The organism is Bacteroides sp. 51 (genome assembly GCF_010500965.1).
GTDB lineage: Bacteria > Bacteroidota > Bacteroidia > Bacteroidales > Bacteroidaceae > Bacteroides.
Window position 1 is genome coordinate 20,411 of the sequence record NZ_QVMI01000014.1, and the last position, 13,639, is coordinate 34,049.

Annotated in this window: 10 protein-coding genes and 1 pseudogene; 3 read left to right on the forward strand and 8 right to left on the reverse strand. The window is 39.8% G+C overall.

The window, feature by feature from the left end; genetic code table 11:
- Positions 1–20 precede the first annotated feature (20 nt).
- The 8 genes from D0T87_RS11765 to D0T87_RS11800 all read right to left on the reverse strand — a co-directional run bounded on the left by D0T87_RS11765 (position 21) and on the right by D0T87_RS11800 (position 9,736).
- Entirely contained in the window at positions 21–1,181 is a 1,161-nt protein-coding gene (locus tag D0T87_RS11765; RefSeq protein ID WP_163175329.1) for a glycosyltransferase family 4 protein, read from the reverse strand.
- Positions 1,174–2,298 carry a glycosyltransferase gene (locus D0T87_RS11770; RefSeq protein WP_163175330.1) on the reverse strand — a complete coding sequence of 375 codons (1,125 nt, stop codon included), beginning with the start codon at positions 2,296–2,298 and terminating at the stop codon, positions 1,174–1,176. The genes D0T87_RS11765 and D0T87_RS11770 overlap by 8 nt, the downstream gene beginning before the upstream one ends.
- Before the next feature lies 1 nt (position 2,299).
- Positions 2,300–3,244 carry a glycosyltransferase gene (locus D0T87_RS11775; RefSeq protein WP_163175331.1) on the reverse strand — a complete coding sequence of 315 codons (945 nt, stop codon included), beginning with the start codon at positions 3,242–3,244 and terminating at the stop codon, positions 2,300–2,302.
- Positions 3,237–4,364 carry a glycosyltransferase family 1 protein gene (locus D0T87_RS11780; RefSeq protein WP_163175332.1) on the reverse strand — a complete coding sequence of 376 codons (1,128 nt, stop codon included), beginning with the start codon at positions 4,362–4,364 and terminating at the stop codon, positions 3,237–3,239. Before D0T87_RS11780 ends, D0T87_RS11775 begins: the two co-directional genes overlap by 8 nt.
- Positions 4,361–5,251 carry a glycosyltransferase family 2 protein gene (locus D0T87_RS11785; protein WP_163175333.1) on the reverse strand — a complete coding sequence of 297 codons (891 nt, stop codon included), beginning with the start codon at positions 5,249–5,251 and terminating at the stop codon, positions 4,361–4,363. Before D0T87_RS11785 ends, D0T87_RS11780 begins: the two co-directional genes overlap by 4 nt.
- Positions 5,252–5,290: 39 nt before the next feature.
- Positions 5,291–6,775, reverse strand: coding sequence for an O-antigen ligase (locus tag D0T87_RS11790; protein WP_239063634.1), 1,485 nt, complete (start codon positions 6,773–6,775; stop codon positions 5,291–5,293).
- Positions 6,768–8,870, reverse strand: coding sequence for a hypothetical protein (locus D0T87_RS11795; protein WP_239063636.1), 2,103 nt, complete (start codon positions 8,868–8,870; stop codon positions 6,768–6,770). Before D0T87_RS11795 ends, D0T87_RS11790 begins: the two co-directional genes overlap by 8 nt.
- A gap of 113 nt (positions 8,871–8,983) precedes the next feature.
- Positions 8,984–9,736, reverse strand: a complete 753-nt coding sequence (locus D0T87_RS11800) for a TolC family protein (protein WP_163175335.1) — start codon at positions 9,734–9,736, stop codon at positions 8,984–8,986.
- Positions 9,737–10,238: 502 nt separating this feature from the next.
- On the opposite strand from D0T87_RS11800, the pseudogene D0T87_RS11805 reads away from it, so the two are divergent.
- The 3 genes and pseudogenes from D0T87_RS11805 to nqrC all read left to right on the forward strand — a co-directional run bounded on the left by D0T87_RS11805 (position 10,239) and on the right by nqrC (position 13,638).
- Positions 10,239–11,670: pseudogene (locus D0T87_RS11805) on the forward strand (Na(+)-translocating NADH-quinone reductase subunit A).
- Positions 11,671–11,779: 109 nt separating this feature from the next.
- On the forward strand, positions 11,780–12,958 hold the full coding sequence (locus D0T87_RS11810; RefSeq protein WP_163175337.1) for an NADH:ubiquinone reductase (Na(+)-transporting) subunit B: 1,179 nt from the start codon (positions 11,780–11,782) through the stop codon (positions 12,956–12,958).
- Between the two features lie 11 nt (positions 12,959–12,969).
- A complete protein-coding gene (gene nqrC / locus D0T87_RS11815; RefSeq protein ID WP_163175338.1) occupies positions 12,970–13,638 on the forward strand; it encodes an NADH:ubiquinone reductase (Na(+)-transporting) subunit C in 669 nt (222 codons plus the stop codon).
- Position 13,639: the final 1 nt, after the last annotated feature.

The following is a 13,639-nucleotide window of genomic DNA, read 5'->3' on the forward strand; positions in this document are numbered from 1 at the left end:
ATACTGGAAGTTACGGGTCGTTATTTTCTTGTTGTCGTAATTAAGCGCCGGAATAAAGCATCCCATTGCTTACCAATGTTTTCTATTCTAAAGCGTTCTACATCTATCCGGGCTTGTTCGCCCATTTTCTTACGTAACTCATTGTCTGTTATCAGAGCAGATATTTTTTCTGCAAGTTGTTCTACGTTGCCATTCTCAACGAGCAATCCGTCGATGCCATCATCTATAATATCACGCGGACCACTGGGGCAAGTGAAGGATACCGGAGGAACACCGCACGACATGGCTTCTACAATAACCATGCCAAACCCTTCGTAACGCGATGATAATACAAATATAGAACTTTCGCAGTATTTATCAATAATATTAGGCACTGCATGTTCCAGAATACAGGTTTCTGTTAATCCAAGCCTATCAATCTGTGCCTGTAAGGGTTCACGTTCTCCTTCACCATATATGCGGAGCTTCCATGACGGATGGCGCTGGGCTACATGTTGCCAGCTGTCAATCAGAATATCAAATCCTTTTTGATAGACATACCGCCCAACCGCAATGACTTCTTTATTCTCTGTAGTCGAGAATTTGTCGGGGAAGAAGGGTAGGGGGTTATGGATAACACTAATGTTGGATAATTCTGTCCATTTAGCTGCATCTTCCCTGGTAAGTACAACGAAGCTTGATAGTTTCTTAAGCTGCCGAACCAGTTGCCACATCCAGAATTTAGAGATGAATCTTTTGATTGGGTTCTTTCCCTCTTCATCCATCTCGCGGAAGTTTTCTCTGTTAATATGTATCTCGCCCACTTTCATACTGCCATCTTTAATGGAGTTGATGAAGTTAATCTCTCTACGCAGCATAGACACGGCAATGTCAGGCCGTAGAGACATGAGGCACGCTGTCAGTTTCTTCTTATATTCGCGTTGTTTACGCAAATAGATAAAAAACTTTTTATGCAGGGGTTGATTCCATAACTCATTGAAGTTGACGTCCAGATGAATAATGTTTATTTTAGGCGACAACTCGTAATAGGGTTTCTTGTCTTTCTCATCGGTCAGGATGATATATACTTCATACCCTAACACATCGGCCAAATGATTGGCCTTTATGGTGAGCACACGCTCCATCCCTCCGGGAATATAGAGTGAAGGCAAGCAATAAGCTATTTTAATATTCTTACTCATGGGCGAATGTGTTGTCGATTACGATTTGCATTTGTTCTTTCCAGGAAAGGTTCCGGATAGAATCTCTGATCTCAGTAGGCACCCACTGGCGGCTATGATAAAACTCAATAAGTCTCTCAATATCTATGGGTTCTTCATTTGCCGGCATCTTTAATACATAGGGACGGGTGTCAAAATCACTGTCCATTTCGGAATATGTGAAAGGAATACCGCGTGCGGCGTACTCCCTGTTCTTTAATGTCTTAATGTGGGTGATATGGCTCCGGTGTCTTCCCAGGCTTCCGATACCCATATCGGCATCATTAAATAGGCTATCGAGCTTTTCGCCATGTTGTGCACCATGCATAATGACATATTCTTCCAGCTGGTTTTCCTTAATGGGGACGACAACCTCCTGCACTTCCCGTTCCCCACTAGCATTACCAACAATATGGAAATAGACTTTGTAATCGCGTGCCGTTTTATAGTAATTGACTAATCCCTGAATGAGGCGGTCGAAGCCATGCCAGTAATGAATCTCGGCTACACCAATCAAATGAAGGGCGGCAGAAGTATCATTTACTTTTGTTTTCATCCGGATAGCAGAGAAGTCAATACCGTTGGATATGCGGATGGTATGTTGTCCGAATATGGTAGAGGCATTAGAGAATGTAACAATCGCATCCATTGTCTTAGCCATCCGGTGGCGGAAGCATTTATCGACAAACAAGTCCAGCTTCATTCTTGTAGTGATATACTCCTGGTCGTATGGATATGTAGGGATTTCCATAACAACTTTTGCACCTGTCTTCTTTAAAGCCTTTACGAAATGTATAGTGAAAGGGTTGGCGTTATGGTAGGACCGGATGTAAATGAAATCTATCTTCTCCTTTGCGGCATACTCGACAATAGGGCTGAAACAAAACCTTTTCTTGATCTTGGCCCATGAACCGTTTCCGAAATCCTTCAGTGTATCGTCGTCAATCATCCATTTGCGATGTCCGTCCCGGTCTACATCATAATAGCAGGTTCTTACATCCAGTCCACACTCTTTTAAAGCGCTAACCTGGTAGCGGATCTTTTTGGAGATTCCGTTGGATTCTTCGAAACCATGAAAGATAAGAAATAAGGCTTTCATTTTAATTCCTTTTTATGGGTATATAGGATTTAAACAATAACGTCATAAGAGTTCGGGTGGTAATATACCTCCTGTATTGGGTCATGCAAATATGGAATAAGTATATGCGTTTTGTTTTGGATAGCATATGCCCCTTCCACATGGCTGCATTCAACATCTGCGTAAGGAAGAAATCTATGGTCCTCTTGATTTGTTTACTGGCTCCCTTGCGCAGTTTTCTAATTTCCTCTGCAACAGTCAGATAACCACGCATGTTTTTCCACCGGAACATTTGCGTCATCGTAGAGTTCTGGCGGATTCTTCTGATAAAGAAGGCACGGTGAATGGCCATCGTACGTTCGGCACATAAATAAAGCTTGAATGTAAATAACTCGTCCTCGTGTATGATTCCCGGATAGAAGTCCAATGGAATGTTATTAAAGAAATCTGCCCGGATGACACTCAGACAAGGAGAGGCGCTATATACATGCCGGGATAGCAATATGTTTAAAACCTCCGGTCCTGTATATACCTGTCGTTCGTCGGTAGCTTCTGTTCTGCTATAGTTAAGGCCCATGTTGATTTGTCCTTTAGACTGGAGAATGCTGGCATCGAAAAATACAAAGTCCAGTTTGTTAGATTCGCACTTATTAAAGCAGATTTCTAACGCATCGGGTTCTAACAGGTCGTCGCTATCCATGAAGTAGAGGTATGTGCCCGAGGCATATTCTACCCCGTGGTTCCTGGCTACAGATTGTCCCTGGTTTTCTTGATTATAAACTTGTATTCGATGATCCTCCCGAGCCAATCCCTCCATGATTTCCTGGCTGCGATCTGTAGAACCATCGTTTATGAGGATAATTTCAATATCCTCTAAGGTTTGTTGCATAATACTTTCTACGGCTTGCGCAACGTATTCTTCAGTATTATATACAGGTATAATGACGCTAATCTTAGGGTTACCCATGATTTTGTATAACTTCTCTATATATATTTAATAAAGATTCGGCGCTTTTTCTCCATGAAAAGAGTTTAACGCGCTCCAGTCCATAGTCTACTTGTTGTTGGTATAGTGCTTTATCGTTTTCCAGCAAAAGAATCTTATTGGCAATGTCTTCTACGGAATATGGATCGACCAACAGAGCACCGCTACCGGCAACTTCCGGCATAGCAGAAGTATTTCCTGCAATAATAGGAGTACCACATGCCATTGCTTCTAACTGTGGGATGCCAAAGCTTTCCCGTAAAGACGGATAAAGAAAAGCAAATGCATCGTTGTATAAAGCTACTAAGTCTTTATTATATATATAACCCGGGAAACTAAGATAAGGTTTAATATCTTCTATGTTTTCTTGTTTCAAAATGTCATCAATGAAATCTTCCTTCAAATCGGCTATCAGGAGCGGGCGTTTGAAGTCCGACTTTGCAAGGTATAGGCTATACGCTTTCAATACTCTTGGGGCATTTTTCTTGGGGTCGGTATTGCCCAGAAAGAATAAGTAATCATCTGCATTGATATACTTCTTTGTAATCTCCGGCTGTGGAGGCTGCGGAGAGAAATGTGTGTTATATCCGTTATATACGGCTGTAACCTGCGATTCGGGCAACTGTAAAGCTTTGCAGATGCGATCTTTTTCGAAATGCGATACAGTGATGATCTTCTTGCATTTAGGTAGAATACGTGGTACTACCAGCCTTCTGTAATGCCAGCCCATTTCCTGGTACCAGGATTTACTACTTGATTGTCTTTTTTCTAAAAAGATGATGTCGTGTAGGGTTAGTACTAAAGGTACAGGAGTATTGATTGGGGCCGTATTGCTGGTACAATGCAATAAATCGGGTTTAATACGTTTTACGGCATTAGGTAGCCCGACTTGTTCCCACAGTGGGTAAGAAGGGTATTTAACCTCTATGATATGCATATTGTCCGATTCCTCCAAACAATGGTCTTCACCCGGACTTACAAAGATGAAGTATTCATTATCCTTGTCGAATTTTTGTAGCTCCCGGATTGTTTCCAAGGCAACAAAATCCATCCCATGCTTATTTACTCTAAATATGCGTTGGGCTTCAATACCTATTTTCATATTGTTTTGTTTGGTAAAGTAATAAAAGCATTTATACCTGTAAATGTTGCAGAGATCAGGTCAAAACGACCTTTAATAGCATATAATAAAGTGTTTTTAATAACAGGTATTGTTGTTTGATATATAATAGATAACCACTTGTCTGATCCCTTTAAATTTCTCCAGGCATAAAGCAGCCTGTTACGTGTTAGATAAAATGTGCGCAGCTTGCTTAATTGCCCTGTGCTTTGACTCTCTTTATGATATACCGTCCATTCCGGATCGTACCACAAGGTATATCCTGCCCGGGTCATTTGTGAAGACCAGTCCAGTTCCTCATAATACAAAAAGTATATATCCGGCATAAGGCCAACCTTATTAATCGCTTCCCGCTTAATCATCATTGCTGCTCCGTGCAGATAAGGGGTGATAATCGGCTCGTTGAAGCGTTCGCTATCTGCTTCATTAAATCCGATCAGGTTGTTGCGTAAGGTGATAGAGGAGAGGGGAGTGTATCCTGCAAACTGAATATGTTGAGGAGGAAATGCAAACTTAATCTTGGGTGATACTCCTGCTATTTGCGAATCGCTTTCCAGTCTTTCTATCAGATAGGATATCCTGTCGTCAGTGACGTATGTATCGTTGTTGATCAGGAATATGTATTTGCCACCAGCCTTCTTTATTCCCAGGTTATTCCCACCCGAGAACCCCAAGTTATCTATACTCCGTATCGTTATGATGTCAGGATACTTTCTTTGTAGGAGCAACGCTTCATTCTTGGATGAGGCATTATCTACTACAATAATCTCAAAAGTAACAGAAGTTATTTTTGATTGTAACGAGTCTATTAATTCACATGTGTCTTTAAACCCGTTATAGTTGATAGTAATGAAAGATACAAGGGGCATCTTGACTGCTTTTTTGTTGCTTGGTCTTTTTTTTGTTGCTTAGTTCTTTTTATTATTTGCCGAATCTGGCAGCGGCACCTTGCCGCTTTCTTCTTTTTCTATATTAGGAGCTGCAAAACAAATTGCAAATCCGATGTATACCAGAATGGCGTTAGGGTACTGCATAACGTCATTTGCATATGCTGCTATAAAGAACCCTGCGCTTACACAGAGCCATGCTGAAAGCTGATTCCTAAGTCTTTTATTTGATATTTTAAACATAAGTATCCAGGAACACCAGACAAACAGGATGGCGTGTATGAGTACATAAAGCGATATACCGAAGATACCGGTATCTGTCCATACATTGATAAGCCATGAATCCGGAGGGATGGGCATTAACTCTTTCGGATTATAACGACTGGCCTTTCCTCCCAGCCCAAGGCCATATCCGAAAGGCTTACTGGCCATATATTCTTTTACGAGTTCCCTGTTCTGAACGCGAACCTGATAAGAAGCATCTTCGTCGGGTCTGAAAGCCGTTCTCATGTTTCTTATCTGCTGATTACTTTCACCGATCGTAGTAAAACGGAAGAATACAAAGATAACCAACAGGGCAAATATACCGGCAAAGAGGGTTTTCCATCCGCGAGAGATAATTGCAAATGCCATAAGTCCCCCAACGGGCACTGCCAGGGCAGCGCGGGTTCCTGAAAGAAACATTCCATAAACAGCAAGTGCTGCTATAATAGTGAAATAGACCTTTAGCCACTTGGTCCTGGCAAAATATGCGGATAAACCAAATCCTAAAGAGGCCATAGCCGAGTGTACTCCAAAGTTAGCGGCGTCTGTGAAGAAAGAGAAATACCGGATACCCGACCAGATGATGTGTGTTTCCGCACCCCCTTTTTCATATAGGAAGACCATTTCGCGCTCATTGAAACCATGTGATTTTTGCCAGTATCCTTTAAACGCACCATAAATGATAAAAACGGACCAGATAATGAGCAACCATTCTACATTCCGGTATTCACGAATACATAGAGGTACAAGGATGGCACATATAATGGGATAAACAAGGTAATTGGAAATAGCTGCATTCCATGCCTCCAGGACTGCGTTCGGATTGGCAAGCTGAAGAACACAAAACCCACCCCAGACAATGAAAAGCGTCAACATTCCATTTAAACTATCTTTCCAACTGGTGCTTTTATATACGCTTGCTATTATAATAAATAAGGTAATGACTAAGTTAAAAACCAAAGTAGCAACCCCGATTCTTAAGTCAATAAGGGAACTTATTAATAGAAATAAAAAGTGTGAAAGGAATAGAATGTAAAATATACGATGATAGTATCTGATCATCGCAACAAATATCACGATTCCTACTGGTATCGCTGCGAAAATCATGGCAGAAAGCGGTTCGCCGGTCGATATAAAATCATATATCAGATATAGTCCGGCAATAGCCAATAAGGTGATAAAAATTATACCACCTCTTGGCCTGAATGCTTCTACGTTATTATTCGATTCTTTTTTACTCATTCTCTTTTGTTCTCAAGCTATCTCTGTCCATACGCTCTGTCAAACCAAGTTGTGACAGTCTGTAGCCCAATTTTCTTAGGTACGTATACGGTGGTAGCATGCCGGTAAAGTTCTCTGCAGCCTCTCTGCTTGTTTTATTCAAATAGAAGTATAGTGGAGTTTCTCCAATTTGAGACTTCAATTTTTCATAAATCAATTTATCAGATTCTTTCCAGGAACGATCGGCGCGAGTAACAAGTAAATTCAAATTCGCCTCTTCTAATAATTTACTGGGGACGTTATTGTCTTTCAGGTTTGGATATTCTACAATTAAGACGTCTTCATTGGTATTCGGACTTATATCACGAATATTTTCTGCTAGTAAATATTTACTGTCGTTTATATCAAAGTCTGTTTCATAAGATAGTTTACGAACTTTCATTCCCATATTATTCCAATACTCCAACAGGTTCTCTGATAGATAACTCTTTCCATCTCCTGGCTCCGTACTGATGAAGTTGACGATATAGGGTTGGTTTTCTTTTTTCTCATTGAAGAACCCTAAAATAGAACTACTGAGGAATTTGGTTGCTATGGATATATAAGCATTATTGAAGTTCTTGTATTTAAGACGTGCTCTGGCAGGGAAGGCACCCAATACTTTTCCTTTGGTAATTCTTTCTGCACGCATTTTATCACGCAGGGTATGGTCGAGTAGTTCTACCAATAAGAAGAAACCTGTGATAAATAGGAGACTGGCGAGGAAAGCGATCATTACGATCTTTCTTCTGTTGGTTGGTTCGGCAGCAATAGGAAATGCCGGAGGATTTAATACCTTTAATGTGGCCGAAGTCATCTCCAGGTTTTTCTTTCTCATTAAAGCATCATAATAACTCTCTAATGTAGAAAGATAGTTGCGTTCGGTAAAGTCGATCATTCTTTCTTTACGCTTGATGGTAGAACCTACCGGTGCAAAGAAGATGTATTTGTCGTTTAAGTTTTGACGACTTCTTTGAATAACTTCCAATTCGGCTTTTGCTTTTTCAAAAACAAGAATTTGTTCCAACCATTGTTCAACAATAGAACTCTTGGCTATACCTTCTTTGGTATGTGAATGTTCAACATACTGTGCAGAAAAGGTTTCCAAATTAGTTGTTGCTATTCTTAATTGAGCTCTATAATCATTTAAACGTTGACTTTCAGTCTCTGATGCGCCTGATGTAAATGATTCTATTTCAGATATCTTACTGGTTAATGCAGATACTTGATTTAAGCTATTGACAAATTGTGCATTTGTCCTGAGCTGTTGTACATTTATATCCAGCTGCTTTTCAAGCTCATCAAGCATCGCTCTTGAACTACTGTACGATAGCTGAATGTCTTGCTCTCTAAGTTCAAATTCTTTGTTGATAGCAGCAATTTCTTTTGTTTCGTCATAGTAGTTGATTACACGCTTCTCTATATTATATAAGGTAAGCGAGTCTTCGGCTATACGTAGTTCACGTCCAACGCGTGCAAGTTCCTGACGGAAGTATTCAATAACCTTGTCGGTTTCACCGTAACGAATAGCTCTATATTCATCTACGAATTCTTCTAATAAGATATTGATTGTATTGTAGGCAATTCCCGGATCTGCCGAAGAATAACTGATTTGTAATAAGTCACTACTTCCTTTACGCGTAACAGTGATATTCTTCAAAGCTTCATAACTATAATGCCAGTGATTCCAGTAGAACAACCCGTAGATAAAGTTATCTGGAGTAGGGCGCTCATACCTTCTCATGTTTTTAACCGTTTCTTCTTCGCTGTTTTTATCAATCAGGGCAAGAAGGGCTTTTCCATCTTTATTGCCTTTGGTACGGTTATATATTTCGCGGAAGCTTTCTGCGGTAAGATATTGGTTGTCTTTTTCCAGGTTACCATTAATCATATTGCGAGCGTATAAACGATAAGATACACGTTTAAGTGTGCTCTCTGCCTTAATGATGTTAACCAGGTTGTCTATTGCGTTATTTGTTGCCGCCCAGTCGGTGGTTCCGGTTCCTTCGATCGTATAACCCGAAACAACCCCAGTGTATAGTGTCGCTTCTACTGTATAAGTTCTTTTCATATTCATCGTAGCCAGAATTACAGCTAGTGTAATTATCGCTGATCCAAATATAAGCCACCAGCGTATACGATATAAGAATCGACAAAAGTATAAAATATATTCCATAAATGCTTGTTTTGTTATTTCCTGATAATAGGGGTTTGGGTGATAACTTCCAGTATCATCAAACTCCGGTTTAGCTCGGCTTTACTGCTCTCGTATCTCTCTTTTGTAACGGATTGCCGTTCTTTTTCAAGAGCGAGTTCTCTGGAGGTTGTTGTCCCGTTAGCAAAGTTTTTTTCTACGATTGCATATTCAACATTTGCTAAAACTAATGATTCTGCACGTAATTTCAAAATATTTAATTGAGAAGCTGCTGCAGTGTAGTACGTAATGATGTCTTTTTTGACTTCTTCGAACCTCTGTTCTTTAAGTAATTGATAACTTCGCACTACAAGTTTCTGGCGTTTAACTCTGGCCCCCAGGTCAAACAAATCATCTAGTGGGATACTGATACCTCCTCCTACGGAATACAGGTGTTGGGTCGTTTTGTTGTAAGTAGCAAAAGGTTGTGTGTAGACATCGGTGTAGGAACCGTCGTTCGTAAATGTTCCATATTGGTAGCTACCGCGAATACTAAAAAAACCTAGCCAAGCTCTCTTCTCTTTGCCTAGTTTTTTACGTTCAACCATTTCATTAACTTCGTTGAATTCATAGCTGGGTGCATTTTTGGCGTTTTCAAAAAGTACATCCAATGGGGGGAGAGTTAAGCTGGAATAGTCGTCGATTGTTAAATTGTCATAGTTGCTTATCTCCTGTGCTCGTATTAACCCGTTGTTAAAGAATGATATAACAGCAAAAAATAGGTAAAATTTAATCCAAATACGATTCATAGAATATTGTATTTTTTATGTAACATCTTGCAAATATAGATATATTCTGTAAAATTGTGCCATCTAAAGATAATTTTTTCTTTTAATAGCAACAAAAGATTTATAGTTTTATGTTTTTCATATATGCAAAAGAAGTTTTTGCCTTGAAAGTTTTTTATTCTTATTAGCATTCTTAATGAAACGAGTTCTGTTGAGTGTCGCATTTTCCACTTGTTTTCTTAATATAAAATAAGTTCTTAAATATTGAGTTACTATTTGATAGTTTCATTTGGGAAATGTAGTGTATTTAGTCTCCTTTTTATATAAATGTTGATGCTTGTTCGTTGCTTAATTTTCTGTTTATAACATATTATAAGATGGTTTTGTTCTGATAACTTGCTTTTTTTATCTTTAATTAGAGAAATGGCCATTTAGAGAGGTGATTATGATTGCTGTTTTGGGCTCGTTTTATTGACGTGTGCGTTAACAAAAAGAATTAAAGAAATAATTCTTTAATTCTTTTCTGTTTCCTCTAAATTCCCATTATTATTTATTACTTTTGCGGGCAAATTAAGAAACCATTTATTTATTATAGCATGGCAAATGTAATAAAGTTACGTAAAGGCCTTGACATTAGCCTGAAGGGCAAAGCTGCAGAAGAGATTGTTTCGGTGAGTAAGCCGGAATTATTTGCACTCGTGCCGGATGATTTTCCGGGAGTGACTCCGAAAGTGGTTGTGAAGGAACAGGAAAGTGTGATGGCTGGGGCACCCTTGTTTGTAGACAAGAACCACCCTGAAGTAAAGTTCGTTTCTCCCGTTAGTGGGGTAGTGACAAAAGTAGAACGCGGCGAGCGTCGTAAGGTGATGAATATTACCGTACAAGCTACTGCAGAACAAAATTACGTGGAGTTTGGTAAGAAAGATGTAGCTAAACTTTCTACCGAAGAAGTAAAGTCGGCACTTATGGAAGCTGGCTTGTTTGCTTTTATAAAGCAACGTCCATATGACGTTATTGCAGACCCTTCTGTAGCTCCTAAAGCTATATTTATTTCTGCATTTGACAGCAAACCTTTGGCTCCGAATTTTGAATTCGAACTAAAAGGTGATGAATCTAACTTTCAAACAGGCCTTGATGCATTAGCTAAAATTGCTAAAACGTATTTAGGTGTTAGCGCAAAACAAACAACTGCTGCGCTGACTAAGGCTAAAAATGTAACTGTAACAACTTTCGATGGTCCTCATCCTGCTGGTAATGTAGGTGTGCAGATTCATCATGTATCTCCTATAAATAAAGGTGAAGTGGTTTGGACTGTTGCAGCGGCAGATGTTATTCTTATCGGTCGTTTGTTCAACCTTGGTCATATCGACTTTACCCGTACTGTGGCGTTGACCGGTTCGGAGGTGTTTAAGCCTGCTTATTGTAAGTTGATTCTAGGTGCTTCTTTGACTAATATTTTTAAGTTTAATGTAAGCCGTGGTATCGATTTACGACGTATAAGTGGAAATGTGTTGACCGGAAAACAGGTTACTAAAGATGGTTTTCTTGGTGCTTTCGATACGCAACTGACTGTTATTCCCGAAGGAGATGATGTTCACGAATTCCTTGGCTTTATCATGCCTCGTTTCAATCAGTTTAGTGTTAATCATTCATATTTTAGTTGGATTTTTGATAAGTTTATGAAGCGTGACTATGAGCTTGATGCCCGTATAAAAGGTGGTAAGCGTAATATGATCATGTCTAACGAATACGATCGTGTGTTCCCGATGGATATCTATCCGGAATACCTGATTAAAGCAATCCTTGCCCAGGATATTGATCGTATGGAGCAATTAGGTATCTATGAAGTAGCTCCTGAAGATTTTGCTCTGTGTGAATTTGTTTGTTCCTCAAAGCAGGAATTACAACGCATTGTTCGAGCAGGATTGGATAACCTTCGTGCTGAAATGGCTTGATAAGTTTTAAGTTCTGATTTTTGAGTTTTAAGTTTCCATGCGGAACTCATAACTCAAAGCCCATAACTCAAAACTTAAAACTCAAAACTTATAACTCAAAACTTAATAAATGAAAGCGTTAAGAAAATATCTCGATAAGATAAAGCCGAACTTTGAGAAGGGCGGCAAGCTCCACGCATTTCACTCGGTATTTGATGGGTTTGAAACATTTTTGTTTGTACCCAGCACTACTTCGAAATCGGGGACACATATTCACGATACGATAGACAGTAAGCGTATTATGTCAATCGTTGTAATAGCGTTGGTACCAGCTTTGCTTTTTGGTATGTTCAACGTAGGTTATCAGCATTTTACTCTGACTGGTGCCGAAGGTGGATTCTGGGAAATGTTTGCCTATGGATTTCTGGCTGTTTTACCTAAAATTATAGTATCATATATTGTAGGGCTTGGTATTGAGTTCGTTGTGGCTCAATGGAAGAACGAAGAAATTCAGGAAGGGTTCCTGGTTTCGGGTATTTTGATACCGATGATCGTTCCGGTTGACTGTCCGTTGTGGATACTTGCTGTAGCTACTGCATTCTCTGTAATTTTTGCAAAAGAAATCTTTGGAGGTACAGGTATGAATGTGTTTAATGTGGCTTTAGTTGCCCGTGCATTCTTATTCTTTGCTTACCCGACTAAGATGTCCGGTGATGCCGTATGGGTATCAGGCGATAGTATTTTAGGAATAGGAAAAAGCGTTGATGGTTTGACTGCTGCGACTGCACTTGGTGAAGCTTCGACGGCTACAACTGCTACCGGTTTCCCAGAGTTTTCATGGGATATGGTAATTGGGTTGATTCCCGGTTCAATCGGGGAAACAAGTGTTATTGCTATTCTGCTGGGTGCCGCCTTGTTATTATTAACCGGTATTGCAAGTTGGAAAGTGATGTTCTCCGTATTCTTCGGTGGTGCATTTATGGGATTGATTTTTAATATGTTCGGTCCTGATACAGCTATGGCTCATATGCCTTGGTGGGAACATCTGGTATTGGGTGGTTTCTGTTTTGGTGCTGTATTTATGGCTACCGACCCGGTTACTGCTGCACGTACCGAAACCGGGAAATATATCTACGGATTCCTGATCGGGGTGATGGCTATTGTGATTCGCGTATTGAATCCGGGTTATCCTGAAGGTATGATGCTTGCCATCTTGTTGATGAATATTTTTGCTCCGTTGATTGACTACTACGTAGTTCAGAGCAATATCAGCCGTAGAGAAAAACGTCTTGCTAAGTCTAACAATTAAACCGAATAACAATGAATACAAATAGTAATGCTTATACTATAATTTATGCTTCGGTAATGGTTGTTATCGTAGCGTTTGTGCTTGCGTTTACTTCTTCTTCATTGAAACCGATTCAAGATAAGAATGTTGAGCTGGATAAAATGAAGCAGATCCTTAGTGCATTGAATGTGGATACTAAAGGACAGGATGCGCAAGCTGTGTATGAAAAGTATATCAAGAAAGATATGATCCTTGATGCTAATAGTACTGTGAAAGCCGAAACCGGAGGTTTTGCTTTGGGCGAATCAAAAGATGAATTTGCATTGTATGTTGCCGAAGTAGAAGGGCAGACGAAATACATTATTCCATTATATGGTAGTGGTCTTTGGGGGGCTATCTGGGGATATGTTGCTTTAGATGAAGATAAGAATACGGTTTACGGAACTTATTTCTCTCATGCCAGTGAAACTCCGGGACTTGGTGCTGAAATATCTACTGCACCTTTCCAGGCTCCTTTTAAAGGCAAGCATATTATGAAAGATGGTCAGTTGGTATCAATTGCCGTGGTTAAGCCGGGTAAAACTGCTGCTGGTCAGGACTATGTGGATGGGATTTCAGGAGGTACGATTACTTCCGTAGCTGTTCAGGATATGCTTAAGAACTGCCTGGTTCATTACAGTAATTTTTTAACTAAAGAATAAG